The sequence below is a fragment of the Clostridiaceae bacterium genome (genome assembly GCA_012840395.1).
GTDB lineage: Bacteria > Bacillota > Clostridia > Acetivibrionales > DULL01 > DULL01.
In genome coordinates this window covers 1-25,804 of the sequence record DULL01000032.1, presented here as the reverse complement: position 1 = coordinate 25,804, position 25,804 = coordinate 1, and the positions used below count along the sequence as shown (strand labels likewise).

Here is a 25,804-nt window from a genome sequence, read left to right as displayed (position 1 = left end):
CCTTGCACTTCTCTTTTTTTCGTGTTATCTTACATTTAGTGGCTTCCATTTGTAGGTTTTTTTCTTTTTAGACCTACTAGAAGTCTTTCAGGTCTCATTTCTTTCATACTAAGTTAACAGAGCCTATATTGGTTAATTTATTTATAATAATTACACTTTAATACCTTATCATTTATCATAGTCACTGATTATGTAAAAAATAATAATACTAATTTTCATAAATGTCAATTGTTTTTTATAAATTTTTTTCATAATTTTTTTAAAAATTAAGAAAATTTTTTTCTTAATTTTTTTTTTAGAATATCCTTCAAATATGCATTATTTCCCTGTTTTATTGGCAATGATTACTTTTTTAATTGCGAAAACATAAACAAAAATTGTGAAAATATTTGAAGATTGTTTTCATTTATTATGAAAATTCAGAAATTATATCATGAAATTTCAGAGGAAGTATTTATATTATGAAAAATAAATCCCTATAAAAAATATAAAATCTATACAAAAAAGATGGGACAGATTTAAATTCTGTCCCATTGTTGCTTGAACTAGCAAACTCGCTTCGCTAGGGTATTCAGTGGGGGTCTTGCAATCCTCCACTTAAAAAGTTTTTATTATAATTCGCATCAATTCAGCTTCAGCTCATAGAAGTGAAAGACTTCTTAATGCCTGGTTTATAATTTATACTGAATTTTTTTTTAATTCTATATAATTAGTGTTGTGCAGTAAATTGTAAATGTTTATGCTGCTATCCCTAATTTGGTAATAACAGCATCGACAGATACCCCATTAACTGCACAAGTGTATGCAAACTTGGCAATAGAAACCAAGTATTGTTTGCGGAAATACCCTATAGTATCTCCCAAATTCTGAAGCTTTAAGGATTTCTTATTTGATACCCTGAAAAGCTCCAGAAAAGTGTAGGTGATAAAGACCATGCTCCAGAAGCGCTTTATTGAGGTTAGGGATTCTAACTGGTATTCATCAAACCCAAGTGAGTTTTTTTGATACCGGTAACTCACTTCAATATTCCAGCGATTCTGGTAATATAAAAGGATTTCGGAGGTGGTAAGGCTAACATCCGTACTTAGTATAAATGCTAGTTTATCGGATAAATCGGATTTGCTCCAACAAAACAGAATAACTGCATTTTCAAGGTCATTGATTTTACCCTCATGCCTGTAAACGTAGTAAGTATCGTCACCTGCTGTAACTAAGCTGGTTTCGTCCTTACTGATAAAGGTCGAGAATTCTTTGACACTTGTTTTAATTCCTCCGGGATATATCACTCTATTGGATTTTATTCTTCCAATGGTGTGATAACCTCTCTTTAGAGCATGGAGCATCAGTTTTCCCGATGTGTACCAAGCATCCACTAATAGGTACGTTGTTTCTGTAACCGGTGTAAATTCATCAATAAGCTGCATTGCAAGCTCTTGTTTATTCTTAAAGTTCTTCTTTGCTTTATTGCCAAAGGACTGCTTTCTTAGGTAGAGCTTGTAATCAAGCGGCAGAGAGTATTCGGAGATTTTATAGTGAGAAGTAACTACGCAATGGGACCACATGGTTTCTCCGTCACTATGGGAGTGGTGATAGTCGAGCCCCTCAATATTTTTTGTAGACTTATCTTTTTTACTCAAAGAGTCGTCTATGATGAGAAACCCAACGTCCCCCTCCGCTACATTGTTTCGGACCATATTAAGAGAATGCTTGATTCTCTTGTGGTCAACATACTCATTGCTCCACTTGTACTCTCCGAGAAACCTTGAGCCACAGCTCCTGTCCCGGTTACAGGTATGCTTTGAATAGATCGCAGAAACATTCTTGTTTCCCTCGGTGGTAATAATGCCTGAGACCATATGAACCATATGGTTTCGCAAAGCCTCAGAATAAGGTAATTTTAGCATATTTATATAATTGATAACTTCTTGGCTTTGTTCTATTATTATCTCAGGCATAAGTTTGACCCCCGTGGAAATAGTTTTGTTTCTCGTCAATTCAAAACTACCACATTACGTCAACTTATGCTTTTGTTTTACCATCAATTTGGTAATACAATTATTTACTTTTTAATGCACAACACTAATCTATATAATTTAATTTATAAAACTTCAGGTATTACTCATTATCAGAGATTAGATAAATAATTTTTACGACATTTCCAGCAACATATTTATTATTTTTATAGACAGCAGTTACACTGAAGTAATATTCGTTGCCATATGTCAAAGCTGTAAAATCTCCATTAGTATAAACATTTGTAGGATCTATGGTTACCGAGGTGGTATCTGCTGAATAAGGCGCGTTATAGAAACCATCTGCAGGATATGCAGGTGTATTGTTTTTTTCAGAAATTACCACACGGTACTCAACTAATTCAGTTGAATTGATTTTATCCCATCTTAATACCAGATTGCCATCTTCATATGCGGCAGTTACAACCGGAGCAGGGAACAATTCAGGATGATCCGGCCCGTTGTACTGGTACTGGATTACATTACCTTTAACAACTTTGTCACTGTAAACAGCAATAACGCTAAAATAGTATTTTCACCCTTTACAAAATACTTACCGAAATCACCATTAGTATAAGCTGTTTTATTATCTATAACCGCGTAGTTCTTGGTTCTGTCACTTATAGCATATAAATATCCGTTATCTGGATAGTTTAATGAAGAGTCGCTTTTTGATGCTACAACCCTGTAACCTACAAAATTAGGAGAATCGATCTGATTCCATCTTAAAACGAGTTTTCCGTTTTCTTCAGAAGCAGTAACAACAGGCGCTACATACAATTCAGGGTTCTCTGTGCCGTTATACTGGAACTGAAGTACATTACCAGTTAAAATTTTATCTGAATATACAGCAATTACGGTAATATAATAATTCACGCCTTTTGTTAAGTAATTTCCGAAATCTCCTCCCGTGTATTTCTCAAGATTATTTATAATTGCGAAAGTCCTATTGGGATCTGTAAATCTATGCAGATAACCGTCTTCTATATCTGGAGTGGAGTCATTTTTAGATATTACAACTCTGTATTCCTTGAAATTTTTGGAGTCAATTTTATTCCATCTTAATATCTGAACTCCATTTTCTACAGAAAGACTAACTTCTGGCTTTGTATAGTTATCTTCCTCATCATCCTCTTCATATGGAAGTTTATCTTCCTCGTAAGGCACTTTTTCTTCCTTTACTACAAAGGCTCTATAAAGCAATGTGGCAGCCTCTGCACGGGTTAAATTTTTCATTGGGCCGAAATAAAGCTTATCATTTTCAGGATATCCCTTCATAAGGCCATACTTTACAGCTATTGCCACATACTTTCTGAGGCTGGGTGTTATTTCATTTACATCAGCAAATTGGTTAAGAATACTTTCATCAATAGCTTCATTCTGATATCCCAATGCTTTGACAAGAGCTACCGCCATGTCTTCCCTGACAGATGGCTGTGATGGCTTGAAATAATTACCCGTTGATGTCTTATAGTATGTAAGATAATTTTTTGATGACTCAACGTAAGGATATTCCCAATCTTTTTTATTCACATCTGCAAAAGTTGGTTCTTTGGGTGTAAAAGTCTCAAGTTCAAGAGTCCTAACCATCATTTTTGCAAATTCTGCCCTTGTTACTGTGCCATTGGGAAGGAATGTACCATCCCCGATTCCATGTACTATATCTCTGCTTAACATCCACATGATATACTTATAGGCCCAGTGGTCTTCCTTAACATCTTTAAAACTTTTGTTGTTTACTTTTACATCAATTTTGACATTCACCTTTTCATTTGCTTTGCTTTTATTATCATTTGCTGCAAATGCCGGGATTGAAGAACATAATATCAATGTCAGGCAAATAAGAATTGATATTAGTCTTCTAACAGTTTTTTTCATGAATAAATCTCCTCCTTATGTCTGTTTTATAATATTATTTCGATGCCCCTGGAGGAGTTTTTGGGGTAATTTTTGATTGTATCGGATATGTAACCGATATGTAATTATGCTGTAATATTAGTAATTTTGAAAACAAACATAACCGGGAAATATCGTAAGACTATGAGGAAGCATTGCATATTTGCACCAGCTTTAAGAAATAATATTTTTGAAATACATACAGTATTATGCGAGAGGATGAGTTTATGTCTTTAATGCGATATCTTTATAGCCGCGTGGCAGATCAAATGCTTGAAAAACTGGCTGACATGAAAATGGTTAAAGCGCCAACTGCTGTTGATAATTATTCCTTTATTAAATTTATGGGAATTGCCGAAAAAGCAAAAAATGGCAAACCTCTAAGTGAACCCCTTGGTTCTACTTTAAATTTCAAGGACTTTCAGGATTTGATGTTCATACCCAGAATGTTCCCACTCCCCGATGGTACCCCTCTTGATAAAAAAGTAATTATTGGTAAGAAAGCAAAAAAACCAATGGAACTTCCTGTACCATTTATGATAGCTGCCATGGCCTATGGAGCATCGGTTAGCATGAAAGTTAAGTTAGCCTTGGCAAAAGCATCTACAGTTGTAGGTACAGCCACTAATTCGGGAGAAAGTGGCTTTTTGCAGGAAGAAAGAGATATTGCGAAGCTTTATGTAGTTCAATATAACCGTGCCGGTTGGGGAAATGAACCTGAACAATTGCAGCAGGCGGATATGATTGAAATAAGAATAAGTCAGGGCGCCAGCGCAGGGGATGGATTTAGAATTAATAGTGAAGTCATAGGAGATGAGCTCAGAAAACATTTAAAACTTGAAAAAGGCCAGGATGCGGTTATGCCTGCCCGTTTTCCTGATATAAACAATGAAGAAGATCTAAAGAATAAAGTAAATGAATTACGTGAATTAGCAGATGGTATACCTATCGCAGTTAAAATAGCAGCAGGAAATATTGAAGAAGACCTGGATAAACTGCTCTATGCAGGAGTAGATGCTATTGTTTTGGATGGAGCCCAGGGAGAAACCTCTGGAAGTCCTGAAATTACCATTAATAATTTTGGCATTCCCACTTTATATGCTCTTGTAAGAGCAGTTGAACATCTTGAAAGAAAAGGTGCCCGGGACAGTGTATCTCTAATAATGACCGGCGGGTTCAGGGATGCAGCAGATATGCTAAAAGCTATTGCCCTTGGAGCTGATGCTTTTTATATAGGTTACCCTGTAGATATTGCCGCTGCCTATACACAGTTTAACCGTCTGCCTCCTGGTTCCAGCCCTACTGATTTATATCTGTATGACGGTAAGCACACAGATTTATTCGATGTAAAAGAGGGGGCTGACTGCGCAGGAAACTTTTTAAAAGCATTGTCTGAAGAAATGGATATAGCTTTGAGATGCCTGGGCAAGGATTCTATCAACAAGCTGTCAAAAGAAGATTTGGTAGCTTTAACACAGGATATGGCACAAATTACCGGAGTGGAATTAGCTTATCCTATTCATAAGATAAAAACATGAATTTTGTGAAGTTAAGCTTGCTTACATGGAGTTAAGTTTGCTTATATAAGGCTGGTTATCCAAGCGCCAGGAAGTCTCTCGTTTGTATATGCATGAGCTAAATTGATGCAAATTATTATAACAACCTTCTTCAATGGGAGATTGCAAGACTCCCACTGAATCCCTCAGCGAAGTAAATTTGCTTATTTGATAAGCGGAGTGTGGACAAAGAGAAAAGATGATAGGTCATAAACCAAATCACTTTGTCCCTTTATATTTAATTCTTTAAAGTACAGGTTCTCCAGCGGTATCCATAAATCAAGAAACTTTTTAAGCATGAAAGCCCCGTTTCTATTTATAATTCTGGATTTTTGCTCTTTTTCATCAATATGTAGAAAAATCTTCAGATCGTAGTTCCCTATCAATGTGGGATGCATACTATATGAGCCTTCTATGATATTAAGTTTTTTAGGAGTTACTAATACCGGCTCACCAAAAGCCATTTGCCTGCAGTCGTATTTACGGTATTGGAATCTGCATCGGCTGTTTATTCCATCCATTACTTCCTCTTTGAACCGGACATAATCTACATTTCCGCCTATCTCCTTCAAACGCTCTTCTGTTCTGAGTTCAGGTGTAAGAAAGAAATCGTCCATGTGAAACAGGTTGCACTCATATACATCAGCCAAGAGTGCAGCCAGGGTGCTTTTTCCTGCAGCGCAGTTTCCGTCAATAGCTATTATTACCATGTCCTTTGATTTTAATAGAGAGTCGATTCTGCAGAATACTTCATAAAAATAACAGTATTCTGATTTTACAATACGGTACGCAGGAAAATAGGAAGCACGGTATGTCTCACTGTGACTAACCGGCGGGTAGCCTTTTTCCTTATAGGAATATAAATAATTTTCCAGTTCTTCCAGTGAATAAGGAAGCAGACCATCACTACAACATTGCCTGAGTACATCAAGTTTCTTTTCAAAGCTCTGAATGCTTCCCTGGATGGAATTGGAAGTATTTACGAAAAATCTGTTTATAGTCTCTAAACTGATGTCACTATATTTCAAAGCTATTAAACTGAGTCTGTATAAATTGTTGCCAATATCCTCAAAGAAATCACAGGATGTTTTTTTGTCAGTTGAATTTTGTTCTAAAAGCTCAATATAAGCCCCTATGGAAGTCTCTATAGTATGCCATTCATTCTGCAATTTCCTCAAACTATCCTCTTCATTTTCAATCATGTGTCCGCCGGCAAATTCATTCTGATATATAAGCTTGACAACATCCTGAATTTGCATCCTTGGATACAAATGGTAATGCTTAAGCAGCAAAGCCTTAATGGTCATTTTATCTCACATCTTCTATAAGTTTTGCCCTATCCAGAGCAAATATAATAATTGGAATAATGATAATTTGAAGTACAATTCCCGGAATTGCATCAAGAAATGCACCAGCCACAAAAAGCTGCCATGTAAATGCGCTTTTGCTCAACCCATACAGTATATAGCTAACGGCTCCCCAAACGATTCTTCCTCCTATCATGGCTATAATTAATGATACAAATATATATGTATTCTTTTTGGGAAGCAATTTATAAGAAAGGCCAGTCAAGCATCCATAAGCCGCCAGTTCAAAAGACATGGCTACAGCAGTAGGAAACATGGGAGGCATTCCAAACAAGATACTCCTGAAAACAGGCAAAACGAAACCGACAATTAAGCCATAGGGCCATCCACAAACAAAACCACAAAGCAAAACCGGAAGATGCATTGGAAGTAATTTTTTACCTAAGACTGGATTTTGTGCGGTAAGAAACGGCAATAAAAGCCCAATGGCAATAAATAATCCAGAAAGTACAATTTGCTTAATTAGCAGTTTTTTCATGATCTTACCCCCATAGTTTAAAGATTAGATACAAATTTAATGATTTTATTTTAATGCAATCAAACTCTGTTATCATCAGCTTTCATGAAATGGTCAATTAAAAGTTTCTTTTAAAAAATTCCATAACTATATATAGTTTATATAAAATGGATATTATACTAATTTAATTGGTATGTCAATTTTTTTCTAAATTTTTGTGTGGATAAGGATTTTCACTTAACATTGGCTCTGCTGTAAGTACTGGACTTTTCTTAGCTGCTGAACCTTTTTTTGAAGAAGTGAAATGATTTGACTTGTCTGCTAATTAAGTCTTATGAGACATTTGCCGATTAAGTATTATATATTCAATATATATTTGCTTTTTCAGTAATTTTGATAGATATTAGTATTGATGTATAATACATAAAAAGTGAATCGCCCATAAAAAATGGGTTAGGAAGGAGAAGCGTAGCATGGAGTTGGATCAGAAGTTTGAGAAATTAATCAAGAAACAAGCAAAGTACCAATCTGCAAACCTGGGATTAAATCTGTTAATTTCCAGATTACAGAGGAAGTATTCCATTAATCCGTCAACTGAGGAACTAAATAATTGTTTGCAGGAAATGAAAGCTTTTTTTGAAAAATTTTCTTCGATTTTAGGAAAAGATATTGAAGCACTGAAAAAACTTTAGGAGGTAGAGAATATGTTTGTTAATCTTGATGAGGCAACAAAATTAATCCAGGAAGGCAGAATATTACATATTGCAGCTGACGAATCTTTGTTGAAACAGTTACCGAAAGGTAATTGGATTGCAGGGACTACTCCTTATTTTATAACTGAAAATGGTGGCATTACCTGCAAAAATAGATTATTTGTAAATGAATTTGCATGTGCAGCTGATTCTAAAACTATGGTATATGACAGGAATAATATATTAGACATTACAAAAGATGCCTATCCTAACGGATTGACGCTCTTAATTATGCCTTTTGCCAGTGATGTTGCTGTATTTTACGCAAAAGAGGCACCTTATTCAGATAATATCTTTATGAATCCAACAGTTGGTTGGATTTCTGGTTTTGATCTTTCAACCGGTTCAAATGCTAAGGTATATGATGGTGTTACAGGTGTCTCGTATAGTGACAAAGCAGTTGCATTACATATATGCCTGCCAGATGATAAAATGGCTTCCCTTGGTATAGTAAACATTTTTAGTATAGATGAAAATGATACAATAATCGAATTCACGGAAGATGCCTTATCAGTGACAAAATGTTTAGTCAACGGAAAAGAAGTGTTTTTAGCAGATTACATAGCAGATAATAAAATTGATACAAAATTACCATTGGTGGCGGACTATAACAGTGTATTGGTAAATGTGTCCATTAAGTCAGTTTCTGCAGAAAACAAGACAGTAGATTTCTATGCTCCTGTATTTGCCGGGAAAGAATATCGTTTTGCGCGTTCTGTAAGTAATTATGCAGAAAGCTTTAATGAACACCTGCAAGGATTTAAGAATGTAAAACCAATCTTTTCTTGTAATTGCATTCTTAATTACCTTTATGGCGAGCTTGATGGTAAAGCAACACCACCCTTCGCAGGGCCGGTAACTTTCGGAGAAGTTGCATACCAGTTGCTGAATCAAACATTAGTTTATGCAGAGATTATCAGCAAATGACAAGATATTATATAAAATATTTAGTAAAGTATTTAGGTGATTATATAAAGTAAAATATAGTTTAAAGTGATTATGTAATTTTAAATGTTTTTTGGTGTCCTAAAGGATTAATTTCCTTTAGGGCACTTTTTATTTATACGTTTCTTATACGTTTCTGAATAAATTTCACAAAAGCATTGGCTTGTTTTTCTAAAAAAGGATAACTTTCTTTCAGTACCAGCCTGTCATTGCTGTCGATCTGTTCCATTGCATATGGTATAGTAACTCTTGGAAAATTCATAACATCCATATTCAAAAAGCTTATTAGTGTGACTAAATGATCCTGGGCTATACTTGTTCCGCACATCCCCAGAGAAATTCCACTAATTGCAGCAGGTTTTCCGGCAAGAACCTGTGGTTCATCATCACTGATTGGACGGGACAACCAGTCAATAAGATTTTTCAGTACACCGGGGAAAAAGTGGTTATACTCAGGTGTAAAGAACCAAATTCCGTCAGCAGACTTTACTTCCTCACGAACCCGTTTTACAGCTTCAGGGGCAGGAAATTCAATGTCTTCATTCATATACGGTACGTCCTGGTAATCAAGAAATTCAAAATTGACCCGATCTCCAAGTATTTCTTTCGCTGTCACTGCAAGCTGCCGGTTATAGGAGTTTTCCCGCAACGATCCGACAATAGCAAGGATTTTTATTTTTTTCACTGATAACCTCCTCCTTTATAAACATTGTTCAGTTAGAGATATTATAAGTATAAATGATATATTATAAAATAATATATTTTATAGTAAAAATTTTATAAAATATGCCCTTGATGTCTAACTTTTGTCTTCGAATTATTCACCCTCTACAAAAGCAATTGCATCCATCTCAATCAGGCACAAGGGATTTGCATGGCCAGCCACTTTGAGAACTGTTTATAAGAGGAGGTCTTTCAAGCTCGCCTACTATTTCCTTAAATATTTTACATTTTATTTAAACATTTTAAGCAACCGTAAATAATGATTGGCTTCACGCAAGACATGATCACCAAGCAGCGGTATAATGATTGATCTTATTTTACATGCGAGAATGCCTTGCGTGCCTTGTGCTTTGAAGTCCCGCAAATTTTCAGTTGCTTTTAAACTTCTGGCAGTAACATTACTCTTTGGAGCGGTCGCATCCATAGCCGCCTTTGCTTCTTTTGTCAATTGATCAAACTCTTTTCCAAAATTGTTAGCCTGGTCGATTAAATTGTCTTCTGTAGGGTCAAGCAATCCCCGGATAAACTTGGCGTGTTCTGCCATTTGCCTGTTCCAGAAGAATTCTAGCTCATAAGCTTCTCTTTCCAGATTTATTTTTTCTTTCCTTTGAAGCTTTCCAAGTTGCATAAGATATAATTCCGCCTCACGAGTTATGTGTAATATCAACAAAGGATAATTAAATGTGAACATTTTGCCTTTTAAAACATTAGATAAAATATCTTCTTTAAAACGTATCAACGCAGCTGTTGCATTTATTGCTCTCTGGTTGAGGGCAGATACACTCTGTTCAAGCATAGGATTGACTGCTATCATACCATCGCCTGTCAGCTCTGCTTCCGCCTGTGTCAGTTGAGTCGGTATTTGTACTCCTGTAAAAAATATGGTTACCATTTCAGCTTTTAAAGTAAAAGGTGTTACAACCTCTCCGGATTGAAGAACTTCCCGATTAACAACACCGTTTGAAAGAGAAATAGCATCTCTCAGAATTCTATCAAATTCCCTGCGGAAAATATCTGCCTGTTGGGTAAAGTTTGCGTCTCTAGGCGTAAACCCCACTTCAAGGAAAAATGAATGTTCTTTCATAATCCTGGCAAAAAACAGATGTAAACCCAGTGACTGCTTTACAAATTCAATAGTTGAGAGCATCTCAGAATTTATGGGCATAGTAATTTCCTCCATGTAAAAGTAAACTTATATTGTTATATTATGTCTACTAATCATAAATTGTTACTCAATATCATATTTTATAAATTATTTTTATAGACATATGAAAGTAGAAACAAACAGAACACTCTGTATTATTGTCCGCTGTGCCAGAAACACAGTTACAAAATTGTAATCGAAAATGCAATTGGAAAAGCAGAAGTTGGGTATTATGAAAACTATTATATTATGGTTGCTATATAAACAACTTAGCAAGCTTATATAGTACCTGGCTTTCCTGGGCAAATAATCTAATCCTGATTTTCGTATGCTATATTTCTCAATTCAACCGAGCATCAAGAAGTCTCTCGCTTCAATATGTGGGAGTTGAATTCAATATAGAATATCGTAAATTAATATGTTTGAAAAAATCAAGGCACTCTACATATATTTTGCATAGAGTGCCTGATTTGTTTTAGCTTAAATCTGCGAGTACCCATTTTGCTAATGGCATTGATGGTTGAAGCAGCCGGATGCTATCAAGGTTCGGATTAGTTTCTTGACAGCAGGTTAAATAGTACCTGTGCCATCTCCGCTCTGGTAGTTGTATTCGTCGGAAAGAGATTTCTCCCATCTCCGCTAATAGTTCCGGTTTCAACCAGAAGAGTCATGGCTTCTTTTGCCCAAGTGGCAATGTCATTTGCATCGGCGAAAGCAGATAACGGTTTGCCGGCTGTTCCTTTAGGCAATTTTCCAATAACCTTTAGTGCATTGTACAAAAGGGTGAACATCTCTTGACGAGTGATCTCAATATCCGGTGCAAACATATTGTTTCCAACGCCTTTGGATATTTTAAAGCGTTTTGCAGCCGCCAGATAGCCGGTATAGTAAGTGGCTCCGGCATCTGCAAAATTATCTTTTGGGTCTGTATCGGGGGCTATGCCATATGCCTTCATAAGCATAACAATGAACTGCCCCCGGGTCAGATTTTCATTCGGACTGAAATTGCCATCTCCGGTTCCTGTAGTGATCCCTCTTGCTGCAATAAAGCCTACAGCATTGCTATACCATGCTGTTTGAGGTACATCCTTAAATTTGACTTTGTTATAACCCACAGCATACTGTGAAAAATGCCTTGTGCTGAAGCTGATCCTTCCTGTTGCGGGGTTATAGATGCAGTTGCTCACTATTTCTAGCTCGCCTGAATCATTGATATAGTAGATGACGATAGCGTTTACATCCTCACCCTTCTTAGGAGTATAGGGTATTGATACCAACACATCCCCTTCAAACTGTGATATGGTCTTATCTCCGCTGGTGACACTGAAATCGTATACCGGTCTGTCGCCAATCTTCTGCTGTACTTCAGGTGAAAGAGATGATACTTCCACTTTTGATACCTTAATTTTCATATCGCCTGCTGTTTCCTCTGAAAGGTTAGAGAGAGCATTAGCGTCAAAGGTTATAGTGGCAACAGATGTTGATATTGTCAATGCATCAATATCGGCTTCCAAAGTCTGTCTTAAAGTATCTTCGGGAATGATTGTTTCCACAGTTGTGGCATTTTCGGATGCTTCCACCTTAATTTCAACTCTGGCTTCCTTGCTATCGCCCTGCTTTTCAGCTTCTTCTATCGCTTTATTGATAGCATCGCTTACCTGTTCGCGACTAACTGTAGCTACTGCGTTGCCGCTGTTGTCTACGTCTGCTGAAACTGTTGTAGTAGCGGTCGCTATATTGCCTACAACATTTATTTCTGTTTTTGGTGTTTCTACAGGAGTATTTATTATTCCTCCACTACCGCTTGGCAAACCACCGCCTCCACCATAACTGTTTATTGTCCATTGCGCATACACTGTAATAGAACCGGTGACCACCGTAGTTGCCGTGAAGGCTGTACCGCTTCCGTTTGCTTGAGTATTCCACCCAATGAATGTGTAACCTGATCTTGTAGGAGCCGTTGGCAACATACCTACATTTCCGCCTGAGATTACTTCTTTTATTGCGGGGCTTGCTTCAGTGTCTCCACCATTTTTATCAAAGGTAACTGTATAGGTTATTTGCGGAAGTTTCAAGACAACAAGGGTAAAGTCTTTTGTAGCACTTACTCCATTATTATAAACCGTTGCAGTTATTGTAACAGTCACATCTCCGTTTGCAAAGTCTGGACGTGTGACAGCACCGCTGTCGCTTATAATTTCCGGATTGCTTGATGTCCATGTAATAATTGAACCGTATATTACTCCTGTAGTTATCAGACTCACATTTTGTGTTACTGCTGGCTCACTGTCTCCCGGTGCATATACGATGCTTAAAGCGTTAATATCCGCCATTACCTTATCATAATCAGTAACTGGTGTTGACACATCTTCAAATTCTGCTGTCACTATAACATTAGCTTCCGGCATCGTGAAGGTTGTTCCACTGATTACATGATCTTCTGTGCCATCATTATATTTCAGGCTTCCTGCCTTAAGCTGTTTGCCTGCATTCGGAGTAATGGTCAATGTTATTATTTCTCCTGCTATGGCTGATGTCGGGGAAGCCGTAATTGTACCTCCTGTAATAGCATCATCGATGCTTACTGTATAAATAGTTGGCGGTATGTCCTCAAACTCTGCCGTTATTGTCACATTTGCTTCCGGCATTGTGAAGCTGGTTCCACTGATTACATGATCTTCTGTGCCATCATTATATTTCAGGCTTCCTGCTTTTAGCCGTTTTCCTTCATCAGGAGTGATGTACAGGTTGATTTCCCTTCCGGCCTCTGCCAAATCGTAGGGTGCAAATATAATTCCACCGGTGATGGTACTATCAATGCTTATTTTATATTTTATATCTTCAAACTCTGCATACACTGTAACATTTACCCCAGGCATTTCGAAGCTGGTTCCGTTGATTGAATAATTTAACTCACCGTCGCTGTATTTTAAACTTCCGGCCTTCAGCTGCTTTCCTTCTTCGGGAATAATTTCCAAAGTTATTACCTCTCCTTGTGCAGCTATATTCGGAGTGGCTATTATTGTACCCCCTATAATCATATCGTCTATGCTTACCGTATAGGTAACCGGCGGTATTGCTTCAAACTCAGCAGTCACCGTCACATTTGCTTCAGGCATTGTAAAGCTGGTTCCGCTGATTGCATGGTCTTCTTTGCCGTCGTTATATTTCAGGCTTCCTTCTTTAAACATCATACCTTCATACGGAGTAATTATGAGATGTATAGTTTCTCCAGCTGCCGCTGCGGTTGGAGTAGCTGTGATACTACCACCTGAAAGCGGCCCAATACTCACTGTATAAATGTTTTCAAACTCTGCCGCAATCGTAACATTCGCAGCAGGCATCGTAAAGCTATTCCCGCTAATCACATAGTCTCCTGTGCCATCGTTGTATTTAAGGCTTCCTGCCTTGAGCCTTTTACCTGTATCAGGGCTAATGTTTAATATGATTGTCACCCCCGCTGCTGCCGAATCTGGAATAGCTCTGATGGTACCACCTGAGAGCGTCCCAATACTTATTGTATATGTAATCTGAGGTATCATTTCAAATTCCGCTGTTATCGTAACATCCGCAGCAGGCATCGTAAAGCTGGTTCCGTAAATAGTATAAAATCCAGTGCCGTCGTAGTATCTCAGGCTTCCATCTCTAAACCGCTTACCCTCTTCAGGGGTAATTGTCAGACTGACAGTCTCCCCTGCCGCTGCTACAGCCGGAGTAGCGGTAATGCTGCCACCGTAGAGCTCCCCTATGTTTACTGTATATACTCTTTCAAACTCTGCCATTATCTCAACATTCACAGCAGGCATTGTGAAACTGGTTCCGTTAATCTCGTGGTCTCCCGTGCCGTCATTGTATTTCAGGCTTCCTGACTTAAGCCGCCAACCTTCATCCGGGATAACTGTAAGGTTAATAGTATTTCCGGCTGCTGCCGTACTTGGAGTAGCAGTGACGCTACCATAGAAGAGCGTCCTGATACTCACCGCATATGTTACCGCTTCAAACTCTGCAGTCACCGTTACATCCGCGGCAGGCATTGTGAAGCTGGTTCCGCTGATTTCATGGTATGTCTCACCATCATAATATTTCAGGCTTCCTGCTTTTAGCTGCTTGCCTTCATCCGAAGTGACAGTTAAGCTGATGGTTTCTCCTTCAGCCGCCGCAGATGGAGAAGCAGTGATGGTTCCTCCTGTAATGCTTCCGATATTTACCGCATAGGTTCTTATTACCTCCCCGGTCGGATCACTGATTACACTGCCTGCAGCATAGATTCCATCGGCGGTCACTTTTACGGTAATTGTCTTGCCGGCGTCTTCAGCTACCAATTTATATGTATCGGAGTTTGCACCGTTTATGGGCTGCTCTGCCCTGTACCACTGATACGTCAATATACCGGCTGAATTAATGAGTCCGCTTATGTCTGCGATCAAGGTTTCACCAACTTTAGCTATACCTGTGATTGATACCTTCCCTGCAAGAGTTCGTGTAAACAAGACCGGTTCGGCAGTATAAACATCAACGGTGTCTGCCGCCCCAATAAGAACGGCATATCTGCCTGGTTCGCCTCCTGAACGGTATCTCAACTCAAAATTGTAGGTTGCTCCGTTCGATTCAGCGGGATCGGTACTTAAGACATATCCAAAGTAGTCGATAATCCCTTTAAGCTCCTGGTTCGTGAGAGAATTAAGCTGAACATCCTTCTGTGAATTGCCGTTGGCATCCGGCTTTTTTACAAGGAAAAGTAATTCCACGCCTGCGCCGGAGGTAACGGTTCCTCTGACAGTGACAGTACTGTTTCCGCCTGCTGAAAAACTAACATCGGATATTTCAGCAGAAGCCGGCATGCCTGACAGCACCGTTTCGGCAAATCCGGCAAATGCCGCAGCATACATATCTCCCGGTGCCGCCTGAAGAACACCTTTATCTATAAGAAACATACATATCTTCTTCAACTTGTCATATATCTTTTTAAAATCTCTGAGTATCGTGTAAGCTTCATCTAATTTATATGCTTTGCACGCAATTGACCAGCAGGCATCAATTAACAACTGAACCCGGTAAACATCAACCCGCATAACTGCATTCCACGAGTCTATAATATTGTACCCGCCCATAACCTGCATAGCGAAATTCATCAAATAGCTTGTTCCAACCACAGACCTCAGCAAATCGGTTGCTTCATCGTTGTCATATCCTGCGGTACGCATGGCATCAACAACCAAAACGCGCTCCAGAATATTTTCCACCTTATTGCTAAAGGCAGAGATAAAGGAGTTAATAGTATTAATATACTGGTCGATAGCGTATATATCGGTTTGAGGTAACTTTTTATCCAAATCAAAACTCATTTTACCTGTGATGTACATCATAGCCTCAAAGACTTTGCTACTCTCAGCTCCAACCGTGTCCCTTATTGTGTATAATCCTGCAGCAGTTTCTTCAACAATATCAATATCTGCCAGCTTTTCTTCCGGCAAGCTCTCTACAGCATTGTAAACCCAGGTTACGATATTTAAGAGCGCAAATTCATCGCTAGTATGGTCGTAATGACCCGGCATCGGATCATTCCAATAATACCGGTCATACCAATAGCTGTGTAAAGCGTTGATCATATAACGGGGAGCAATACCCGCATGAATCATCGCTGTTACTATTTCCGGCATTTTCTTTCCAAGCCCTGCCAGGATTCTCATAGAATTGGAGGCAGTACTGTATGGATTTTCAACCAAATAAGCATTTCCGGAACCGGGAGGAAGTTTTCCTTCTCTATAGTATTCAATTACCGCCTCTGCAAGTTCGATCAGAGTATAACCATTGCTTTCCATTGCCTTAAGCTGCTCTATGATCTTATCTGATCCAACCATACCTACCCAATAATCCAGGAGAATCTTGAAAACCTCGTAACTGCTGAATTTCGCATATTTTGCCCAGTAAACAACTTCCTCCGGGCTATATCCAAAGCCTGAAAGAATGTAACTGGTTTTTCTGGTACCCAGCTTAAGATCCCTCTCTTCACGCGAACCGAGAATGGAAGCCAGATCATCAAGGTCTTCCTTTGGCAGTCCCAGATAATATGCACCTTCATAGTTGATCATTTGCAGCCAATCGATTATATTGCTACGATCCTCCCCTGCATCTCTTATCATCAGGACAATTTCAGAATATTTAAGATCGGGGAATTCCTGTTTCAGGCCGCATACTAACATTTGAGTAGAATAAAAAGGTCTGGAAGGTGTAGCCATTAAGCGGGCCAATATCTGCACCGGTGTTTCTGAAGGATATAAAGCCTTTAATACTGCAAAACCTTTAGCTTCACCGGTAGTATCAAATGTATTAATGATCTCACCATCATTAAAGCCCGCATCTTTCAAATACCCGGTGATTTTGGAAATATCGTCGATGCCTAACTTATCAATTAGCCAGATCCGGCAGTTAGCAGCACTGTATCCCTTGTTTTTCAGACCAGTCAGGAAGTCCGGTATGGTGTTTTCACCAAAAACACTTTGAATAAGATTGATAATTTGATTGTTATTATTGATTCCTTTTTGTTTTAAAAATGCAGCAACCTCGGCATCGGAAAATCCTGTTGCCTGCAAATAGACAGCTACCTGCCTGGCTTCAGTTATACTAAGCCGGGCAAGCAGGTCATAAAGCTCCGCAAGGCCGTCACCGCGGCTTTTTCTGAACTCAAGCAATTCAATAACACTATCATCACTATAATTATTCTGCATTGAAGCAATTAAAAGTTCATTCAGGTTTGTCTGTCCGGTATAGGCAAATTCAATTATATCCAAGCTTGAATAGCCCGTATCTTTGAGATAGCGGAGAATCTTACCGATATCCGTTATTCCAAATTTATCCTTCAGCCAGCTGTAAAGCTGAATCAGAGCCTCACCCTTATTTTTTCTGTATTTCAGGAATTCCAGTATGGCGTCGGAACCAGTCGATGACTGTGCTTCCTGTACCGCCGCAACAATTTCTTCATATCGGCCCGGATCGCTAGTCTGTTGATATAAGAATTCAATAATTTCACCGCTTCCATATCCTAAAGCCAAAAACTTTTCCGATATCGCTGATGCCAAAATTGTCTTTCATCCATCCGTAAAGCAGAGGTAGACCCTCATTCTTACTTTTCCTGTATTTCAGGAATTCCAGAATGGCATCGGAACCTGCCGACGAAGTTGCAGCCTGCACTGCTGCAACAATTTCTTCATACCGGTTGGAATCTTTAATCTGCTGATATAAAAATTCGATGATTTCATTACTGCTGTATCCTAAAGCCAGTAAATAGGAAGATACTTTTCCGATATCGCTGATGCCAAATTTATCTTTCATCCATCCATAAAGCAGAGTTAGACCCTCATTATTTTTACTTTTCCTGTATCTCAGGAATTCCAGTATGGTGTCGGAACCGGCCGATGACGTTGCAGCCTGCACTGCTGCAACAATTTCTTTATATCGGTCCGAATCGCTAATCTGTTGAAATAAAAATTCAATAATTTCATGGCTAGCGTATCCCAGAGCCAGGAAGTAGGAAGAAACTTTACTGATATCGCTTATGCTGAATTTGTCTTTCAACCAGCTATAAAGCAGGGTCAGATCCTCACCCTGTTCTTTCTTCTCCCTTAGGAAGTCCAGAGTGATATCCGTATTGGAAGCTGCCTGAATTGCCTCAATCACTTCCTCGTACTCTCCCGTTTCACCGCCGTAACGCTCATACCAAAAAGCTATAATTTCATTGTTTGTATAGCCCACTGCCTTTAAATAGGCGACTGTCTGCGTCATATCCGTTATATTAAACTTATCCTTAATCCAATCATTCAGTTGGCTAAGACCCTCACCAGCTTCTTTCCTGGCACGGAGAAATCCTAAAATCACATCCGTTCCGTCAGCCGCATTCGCCGCCTGTACCGCTTCTATAATTTCTCCATATAGGCCCGGTTCTTTGATCACTTGATACAGAAAATCCATAATTACACTGCTTGCATAGTCCAGTGCTTTTAAGTACCCAGCGATTTGGGTAAGATTTGTAATTCTGAAGGTATCCTTCAAGTACCTATAGAGAGCTCCAATATTCCAGCCCTGTGTTTTTTTCTGTTTTAATACTTCCACAATGGCGTTTTTGCCGAAGGTGCCTTCAACTTCAAATACGGCATTATCCACTTGAGCATACCCACTGAACAAAAATTCGATAAGTTCGCTGCTAGAATACCCCGCTTGGGTTAAATAGCTGATGATGCTCTGAACATCCTTAACGCCGAATTTTTGCAGCCAGCTAAATACCTGGGCAATACTGTCGCCTTTGCTTTTTCTATGGTTAATATAACTCTGGATGCTGTCTTCTCCGAAAATATCCTGTACCTGCAATATGGTTTCGTCGTCTGAAGCCCTCTGTTTTTCATACAAAAGAGTTATGACATCCTCGCTTGAAAAGCCCGCAAGTTTTAGAGTATTCATAATTTGAGATATATCGGCAACCCTGAACTTCTTATACAGCCAGTCAAATAACTGCGAAATGCTGTCCCCCTGATTCTTTCTGTATAGAATAAAGTCCAGGTAGCCATTTCCGCCATATACATCCTCAACATTCAGTATAATGTTCTCAAAATTTCTTTCGTATAAATACTCGGTTACCTCGCCGGAGGACAGTCCATATTCATTTTGCAGGATCATAATAATATCCTTCACCGAGAAACCTGCTTTGTAAAGGGTCTCAGAAACATGGCCGGGATCAGTTATTTCCATAACCTCCATAATGGCTTTAAACGGTGCCTGTTCCTCAGGATAGATGTCAGCTAGCACCTGTCTTAGCAAATCAATTTTATAGATACTTTTTTCTGATGAGTATCCTTCAATAAAACCCTCCAGCACCTCAGCCATAGTGTAGCCTGCTTCTTTGAGACACTTAGCTGCGGCGGAAGGCGCATCAACTCCGAATTCTTCACTTAACTTAGCGATGGCAGTATTCGCCGGATATTTTTTATTGTTTTTATAATCAATCACCGTTTCAAGCATGAAGTTCACGCCGTATACTTCCTGAATAGCGGCGAAAATATCAAGCTTATTATATGAAAACCCGTAAGCCTTCAGGCCAAGCAGAAGCTGTCCTGCCTCAAAAGCCGTCAGCGGAGCAGAAACATTATTCAAAGCGTCAATGTCATTTTTAAACACAAGGGTAATATCCCTGAGCCCGAATCCACTATTATGCAGCAGAATAGCTCCGTTCACCGCATGGTTAAGCTTTCCTTTGACGCTTTCATATAGACTCAGTATTAATGCCATATTGTCCATCGGTTCTTGTGAGAACTTATCCCGAAGTACATTTGAAAGCATCTGTACAAACTCGGGATTCTTCAGGGTTCTAAAGCTCTGTGCCAGGGCCTGGAGCACAACGTTCTTATCATAGCCGAGCCCTATCAGATACCCTGCCACATTACCAGGCTCAGTCACAGCAAAGGCTTCCTTCAGTGTGTTGGCAATCTGCACCGCAGTCGCCCCATTCGTTTTCATTTGATTTATCACCGTATCAAGGGTACTGGTATTGTAGGCCAGATCGACGGCAACAATAGCCTGTGCCTCAGTCCACCATTTATATGTGTCTGTGAATGTACTATATTTGAGTATTGTCAGTGCGCCGCCGGCATCTAACGCATATACCTGCTTAAGTGCCGCGGTGATCTCATCAAGACTGTAACCTGCATTACCCATGACAATCACTGCCTGATCGACTTCGGCATAATAGAAGGTGGTTTTGTACCAGCCGACCAGTTCTGAGGCTGCATAGCCAAGAGATCTGTACTCGGGTATCCATGAAGTTACATAATTATTGGTTTTTAAGGCTTCCATTTGCTGGGCCACAGCTAAAGGAGAAAGCCCCAGCTCCTTCATAATTTCAATCAAATCCGATGCTGTACAGCCATAATTATTTATAAGCAGCTTCAGCACACGCCAATAGCCATAATAACCTCTCTCATCTTCCTTCCAACCTGCTTCATACATTGCCCTGGCCGCGTCTAAAGCAGTTGTAATGCCCAAATCATCTTTTAGCAGTACAGGAATGGTATTAAGAGGATCCGCATGGGACAGGGCCAGCAATGCCTTTACTGTCTGAGAAGCGCTTAGTCCCCGCTTATTGATCAGCCAATCCTTAATTTTTTCTATTGTATATATGTCAGAATATGTGTGCAATTCCTTTGCCGCTACCGATGGGTCTACACCAAAGGCCTGTATTATGGCGTCACCCATATCACTGGCGGCGGGATAAATTTGCCGGCAGTTCGCGACGAATTGAGCTGCGGTAATCTGGGGATAGACCTCCTTAAGCACAGCCGCAATATCCCCGGCACTAAAAGTGGTGCAGTTTTTTAAAATCATTGTTAGATTTCTTATACACGCATCGGCGTCGTAATAATATTCATCATAGTGTTCACGCCAGAAATCTGCTGAAAATACATACGCTCCATATGTATGGATAAGAGAATCATATACTTCATCGTTGGATATACCTAAATATAAACCAATATAATCCATTTTAATATTAAAAACTTCTCTTAAAGCTTTAATTACGTCATCCTTCGGGTAGCCCTGTTCATCCAGGGCTGTTATAATGCTCTCGGTAATATCACCGCCTTCATACTGAAAGACGTCCAAATACTCAGCCTGTAGTGCCTTTGCCGCTGTGGAAGCATCAAACCCCGCTGCCAGTAAACCCTTAGCTACCTCTTTGTATGTAGCTTTATACGGATCCGGTTTTAGCGCGGCAGCAATACTGAAAGCGTCAAATCCGGCAAATTTCAGGCTCACGCATGCCTCGGAAATGCTCTGGTGTAAATTGTTTTTCAGAATTTCTAAAATCTCTTTTCCGGTTTTTCCGTCCATTTTCATTTGATAGGCAGTTTCTTTTCCATTGTCACTGAAAATGGTTGAAAAAACGATTTCGGAACTGTAAGACCATCCCGCTAGGGTTTGTGCCTTTGCTCTGAAAACATATCCGGTATAAGGCCTCAGTCCTTCCAGAGTAAAAGTATACTCACCACTTCTGCCTGTTTCCATACCGGCTTCTATCCAAATACTATCGGAGACAGCTTTGTATTCAAAACCTCTTTGAAGGCATTCTGAACCGGGTACTATTGTAATATTCCCCTTCAGCACCGCTGAGGACACTGTTACCAAAGTATTGTCCAGACTTGCATTCACCTGGGCAATGGAAGGAGTCAGAAATCCTCCGCCGCTAACGGCCATGGTTGCCGTTCCTACCGTGTTGGTCACATAGGCTTCCACTTCGTTATTGCCAAATGGAATTTGCTCATGGCCTTCTAATTCCAAAGTAAAAACCTTTGAATCGTTAATGGTATATGACGGAAAGTGTTTCCATCCATTATTGAGTTTTAATCTAAAACCAAATTCTGAAATTTCCGCGCCGCCGTCACTGATAATTTCAGCACTAAAGTTGGCCTTCCATGTTACCGGGTCGAAGACAACCGAAGGCCGGCTTTTAATTGTGGGAAGAACTGCAGGCATGGTGAAACTGTATGTTTTACCGTACCCAATACCTGCGTCGCTTTTGGCATATGCTCTGTAATAGTAGGTTTTTCCCGGATCCAATTGTCCGATATAGCAAGTTATAACCCCCGGTAAACCGGACTGATTAGGCGATTTTTCCTTCAGGCCGGAGTCCGGACTGGTTCCGAACATCACTCCGCTCTCCGTTATTTCAAACCCTTTTGTGTCAGTTATAGCTCCTCTGACAGTTACAACATTGAATTGCGAATCAATTTCAGCGGAAGCACCTGTATCTACCGCCGGCAGATCACTTTTTGTAGTAAAGCCCTTCGGCTCTCCATATGCAGCAAATCCTATTCCAACCGCCATGTATTGATACTCCCTGCCGCTTTCCAGATTGGTCAAGGGCAATGAAAAGAAGCCGTCTGAGGTTATTGATGCTGCAGGCTGTACATAGGGCAGAATCACACCGACAGGGTTGCCATCCTCATCTATTTCTTCGGCATCAGCTTCCCCGCTGTCAAATACTAAAAACCCAAAATCTGCAGCATTAAGCTCTGCCCCGTCTTCTACTACCACCTGTCCATGTAGCACGGCAGAGGTTTTTGTGACATCTGTAGCATCCAGAGTATAGAAGGGGACAGGAACGATGATAAAACCATCCGCATCATAACTCACTGCAGCCGACAATGGCACCGGTTCGTCAAGGAAACGGCAGATTATCCCGCTTACCACCAGATTTTCCGGATCTACGCCGTCAAAGGATAGAACTCCTATTGCTTCGGGCGTATCCGGCGTGTCCTCTATGACGCCGCTTTGTACTTCAGCAGTAAAAAAGTCAATCAATTTTGGGATCCCGTCTTCATTGTCATAAAGGGTTACTACCAACTTACCTCCATCCGCATCCAAATCAAAGCTGTTTATGTCCGCCTGCACTGACATGGAACGTCTAATCTCATTTAATTCAATTTTCAGTGATAAGGAGTATTGAAGACCTGAATCCTCATCCTCTACGGTACTTGCTAGTGCCATGCTCTGACTGGTTTTATACACCTCATCCTTAACCGCCATCAGGTTATCACTGCCGGAAAAACTGGACAGTGTACTTGAAAATCCCGGCACATTTCCTGTTGTGTATTCTGTGCCTGAGACCAGCGCCGACACAGGCAGTTGCGTAACTGATAAAACTGCGATAAGTATAAGCGACAATAGTCTTTTGATCTTCTGCATGCATTTTCCCCCTTATTGTTTAGGCTTGGTTATAACTCTGCTTTCGTAAGACTTTATCAAATAAATATCACCGCACCTTGGACAGTTTGACCCTTATTCCGGGTAATGGGGAAAATCAGCCTGCCTGAATTCAGAAGATAATATTTCCGACCGATATATCGCTCATAAAAATATCCTGTTGTGCTTATTCTCAATCAAATCAGCGGTATATAAATCCATTTCTTCCGGTAAAGTTCTGTTCACAAACACTAAATCCCCATCTAGATTAAATACTGCTATAGGGTGCAAGAAATACTTGATGACAGAGGAAGCCAGTGAGCTCTTCGAGCGCTTGTTTTTCAGTCATTTTTTCATAATATTAAACACGCTCTTTCCTCACCATATTCTGAGGATTAATTATATGTAAACAATAGCAGGCAGTATAGTCAATTGATTGCTATATCTACGTTCATTTTTGCTGTCTTGCAAATAAAAAAGGCCTCCAACCATTACAGCCGGAAGCCACTTTACTTGTTTGTTTCTTTTTATTTCTGGAGCATTGTTGCTCGATATTGGGAAGGGGTCATTCCTATCTTATCTTTAAATTTTTTCGCCAGTTTTCCATTATAGTCTACACCGCACTCCTCAAAGGCCTGGGTTATAGACAGATTTACATCGCACAGTTTTTCCTTGAGTTTGTTGATTTTTACATCCTGATAGTAGTTATAGGGTGTCATGCCTGTATGTTGCTTAAACAAACGGATGTAGTGATGTCTGCTCATGTGAACGATACCTGCCAGTTTACCTATATCAAATTCTTCCTTCCAGTGGTCATCTATATATTCCTTGCCTTTTATAATTTCTTCTCTACCCTGATAAGACCTGGAGGTGACAAATATAAATACCACAAACATCAATTTATCATTACTGTCGTATATAGGCAAGGCAGTAATATTATGGAACAGACTTTCGGATGTCAACTCATTACGATCTCCCAACCGCTCAATGATTTCCTGATACGGTACTTTAACATCATATGCGTTAACAGCTTCTCCCTGAAATGCCCTCATAGTAAATTCCTTTACTCCCCATTTTTCCAGGTTGGGATTGAGCAAAATGTTATGTTTTTTATAAAGCCTTTCGGGGTTGGATATTTTTGCAAATTTCAGATACGCTTCATTGGCTAAAAGCATTGTGCCGTCCGGTGCACATATATGCATCGGATAGGGAAAGTGCTTCACAATCTTCACAAACAACTCTTTGTTTTCATAGAGAGACTGAAAAGGCCATGGACCTTCATGCTTGTTCTGTTCATACAGGCTATATATGTCTTTAGATACCGACGGTTTCTTTTCTTCTTGAATCAGGACTTTTTTCCGTCTCCTATCTTCAGGTTTAGCAGCATCTTTGGGAATAAGCCACAGATTGCCCTTTTTAACAGCACCAGCTATTCTTCCCTCGTTACAGTATAGCGTAACGATCCTGATTCCAAGCCCCCATTTTTTACCTGCTTCTTTTACAGTTATATAATCCATACTTCACGTCGTCCTAAAAAAATAATATTGCCATTATTATATTGCTAAATCAAGCATATTGCAAGTATTAGCAATATATCAAACCCGCTTCTTTCGGGAATACAGTGGGAGTCTTGCAATCCCCCGCTGAACAAGTTGTTATCATAATTTTAATCAATTCAGATCTCGCTTATAGAAGCGAGAGATTTCTTGATGATTGGTTAAAACGTCAGGTATTTGCACCTTCCTATTGTTTTTGTTATAGCATTTATTTCTACTCCACTTATAGCCAGCAGCTTTTCCAGCCATTCTTACCTTCACCGGATTTGATGTATATATCTTGTCAAAGCTAATATGTATCTATCCTGCTCCACTGCTTTAAGACCTTAAAATACATACGCAGAAGCTACAGCTATTGAACCTTGACAGTAAAAAGATTAAAATATAAGCTGTAGAATTCAGTTCACCGTCTGTAACTTAAAACCTATATCCATCATCTTAAGAAGTGGAAATATCAGTCCTGCATTAATTATGCTGACCGTAGTTACATACTATAGTCAGTATACAGTACTTAATACCAATAGTCAAATATAGGAGTATGGTAGATAGCGTCAAGATACTATGGGTTTTAAAAATAAAAGTAATCTCCTGTTTACCTGCTACTTTAAGCATCCCTCACTGACTTAAGGAACTGGGAAGCCCAAGTCCTTTTGCCAATATTCAAAATGGT

13 protein-coding genes and 1 pseudogene are annotated in these 25,804 nt (G+C 39.5%); 3 read left to right on the top strand and 11 right to left on the bottom strand.

All coding sequences use genetic code 11. The annotated features are described in order from the left end of the window. Positions 1-737: 737 nt before the first annotated feature. From GXX20_03970 to GXX20_03960, 3 genes are all read right to left on the bottom strand, one after another. Complete coding sequence (locus GXX20_03970; GenBank protein HHW30820.1) at positions 738-1,955, bottom strand: IS701 family transposase; 1,218 nt, start codon at positions 1,953-1,955, stop codon at positions 738-740. Between the two features lie 160 nt (positions 1,956-2,115). Beyond that, on the bottom strand, positions 2,116-2,454 hold the full coding sequence (locus GXX20_03965; GenBank protein ID HHW30819.1) for a hypothetical protein: 339 nt from the start codon (positions 2,452-2,454) through the stop codon (positions 2,116-2,118). A gap of 35 nt (positions 2,455-2,489) precedes the next feature. Beyond that, positions 2,490-3,890, bottom strand: a complete 1,401-nt coding sequence (locus GXX20_03960; protein HHW30818.1) for an S-layer homology domain-containing protein — start codon at positions 3,888-3,890, stop codon at positions 2,490-2,492. Positions 3,891-4,135: 245 nt separating this feature from the next. Here GXX20_03960 and GXX20_03955 point away from each other — a divergent pair, with 245 nt between their 5' ends. Then, positions 4,136-5,446 (top strand): FMN-binding glutamate synthase family protein, encoded by a 1,311-nt coding sequence (locus GXX20_03955; GenBank protein HHW30817.1) that lies wholly within the window; start codon positions 4,136-4,138, stop codon positions 5,444-5,446. A gap of 182 nt (positions 5,447-5,628) precedes the next feature. On the opposite strand, the gene GXX20_03950 is transcribed toward GXX20_03955, so the two are convergent. Together GXX20_03950 and GXX20_03945 are read right to left on the bottom strand one after the other, a co-directional pair. Further along, a complete protein-coding gene (locus GXX20_03950) occupies positions 5,629-6,771 on the bottom strand; it encodes a hypothetical protein (GenBank protein ID HHW30816.1) in 1,143 nt (380 codons plus the stop codon). Between the two features lies 1 nt (position 6,772). Then, positions 6,773-7,309, bottom strand: a complete 537-nt coding sequence (locus GXX20_03945) for an ECF transporter S component (GenBank protein ID HHW30815.1) — start codon at positions 7,307-7,309, stop codon at positions 6,773-6,775. Between the two features lie 452 nt (positions 7,310-7,761). On the opposite strand from GXX20_03945, the gene GXX20_03940 reads away from it, so the two are divergent. Both GXX20_03940 and GXX20_03935 read left to right on the top strand, forming a co-directional pair. Then, entirely contained in the window at positions 7,762-7,980 is a 219-nt protein-coding gene (locus GXX20_03940; protein HHW30814.1) for a hypothetical protein, read from the top strand. Positions 7,981-7,992: 12 nt separating this feature from the next. Next, a complete protein-coding gene (locus tag GXX20_03935; GenBank protein ID HHW30813.1) occupies positions 7,993-8,967 on the top strand; it encodes a hypothetical protein in 975 nt (324 codons plus the stop codon). A 133-nt stretch (positions 8,968-9,100) separates the two neighbouring features. Here the strand turns inward: GXX20_03935 and GXX20_03930 are convergent, their stop codons facing one another. The 6 genes and pseudogenes from GXX20_03930 to GXX20_03905 form a co-directional block, all read right to left on the bottom strand. Further along, positions 9,101-9,670 (bottom strand): NAD(P)H-dependent oxidoreductase, encoded by a 570-nt coding sequence (locus GXX20_03930; GenBank protein HHW30812.1) that lies wholly within the window; start codon positions 9,668-9,670, stop codon positions 9,101-9,103. A gap of 132 nt (positions 9,671-9,802) precedes the next feature. Beyond that, a pseudogene (locus GXX20_03925) lies at positions 9,803-9,932 on the bottom strand (RidA family protein). Positions 9,933-9,937: 5 nt separating this feature from the next. Further along, the gene (locus GXX20_03920; GenBank protein HHW30811.1) at positions 9,938-10,855 is read right to left on the bottom strand and encodes a DUF2935 domain-containing protein; all 918 of its coding nucleotides are present in this window, start codon (positions 10,853-10,855) and stop codon (positions 9,938-9,940) included. A 548-nt stretch (positions 10,856-11,403) separates the two neighbouring features. Beyond that, positions 11,404-17,931 (bottom strand): hypothetical protein, encoded by a 6,528-nt coding sequence (locus GXX20_03915; protein ID HHW30810.1) that lies wholly within the window; start codon positions 17,929-17,931, stop codon positions 11,404-11,406. Beyond that, positions 17,879-23,581: a fibronectin type III domain-containing protein gene (locus GXX20_03910; GenBank protein ID HHW30809.1), complete on the bottom strand. Its 5,703-nt coding sequence runs from the start codon at positions 23,579-23,581 to the stop codon at positions 17,879-17,881. Before GXX20_03910 ends, GXX20_03915 begins: the two co-directional genes overlap by 53 nt. A 524-nt stretch (positions 23,582-24,105) precedes the next feature. Beyond that, on the bottom strand, positions 24,106-25,095 hold the full coding sequence (locus GXX20_03905) for a helix-turn-helix transcriptional regulator (GenBank protein HHW30808.1): 990 nt from the start codon (positions 25,093-25,095) through the stop codon (positions 24,106-24,108). Positions 25,096-25,804: the final 709 nt, after the last annotated feature.

Excerpts from the sequence above, each read along its gene's own strand:
- GXX20_03970 (HHW30820.1), bottom strand. The coding sequence starts at position 1,955 with ATGCCTGAGATAATAATAGAACAAAGCCAAGAAGTTATCAATTATATA.
- GXX20_03960 (HHW30818.1), bottom strand. The coding sequence starts at position 3,890 with ATGAAAAAAACTGTTAGAAGACTAATATCAATTCTTATTTGCCTGACA.
- GXX20_03955 (HHW30817.1), top strand. The coding sequence starts at position 4,136 with ATGTCTTTAATGCGATATCTTTATAGCCGCGTGGCAGATCAAATGCTT.
- GXX20_03950 (HHW30816.1), bottom strand. The coding sequence starts at position 6,771 with ATGACCATTAAGGCTTTGCTGCTTAAGCATTACCATTTGTATCCAAGG.
- GXX20_03945 (HHW30815.1), bottom strand. The coding sequence starts at position 7,309 with ATGAAAAAACTGCTAATTAAGCAAATTGTACTTTCTGGATTATTTATT.
- GXX20_03940 (HHW30814.1), top strand. The coding sequence starts at position 7,762 with ATGGAGTTGGATCAGAAGTTTGAGAAATTAATCAAGAAACAAGCAAAG.
- GXX20_03935 (HHW30813.1), top strand. The coding sequence starts at position 7,993 with ATGTTTGTTAATCTTGATGAGGCAACAAAATTAATCCAGGAAGGCAGA.
- GXX20_03920 (HHW30811.1), bottom strand. The coding sequence starts at position 10,855 with ATGCTCTCAACTATTGAATTTGTAAAGCAGTCACTGGGTTTACATCTG.
- GXX20_03910 (HHW30809.1), bottom strand. The coding sequence starts at position 23,581 with ATGCAGAAGATCAAAAGACTATTGTCGCTTATACTTATCGCAGTTTTA.
- GXX20_03905 (HHW30808.1), bottom strand. The coding sequence starts at position 25,095 with ATGGATTATATAACTGTAAAAGAAGCAGGTAAAAAATGGGGGCTTGGA.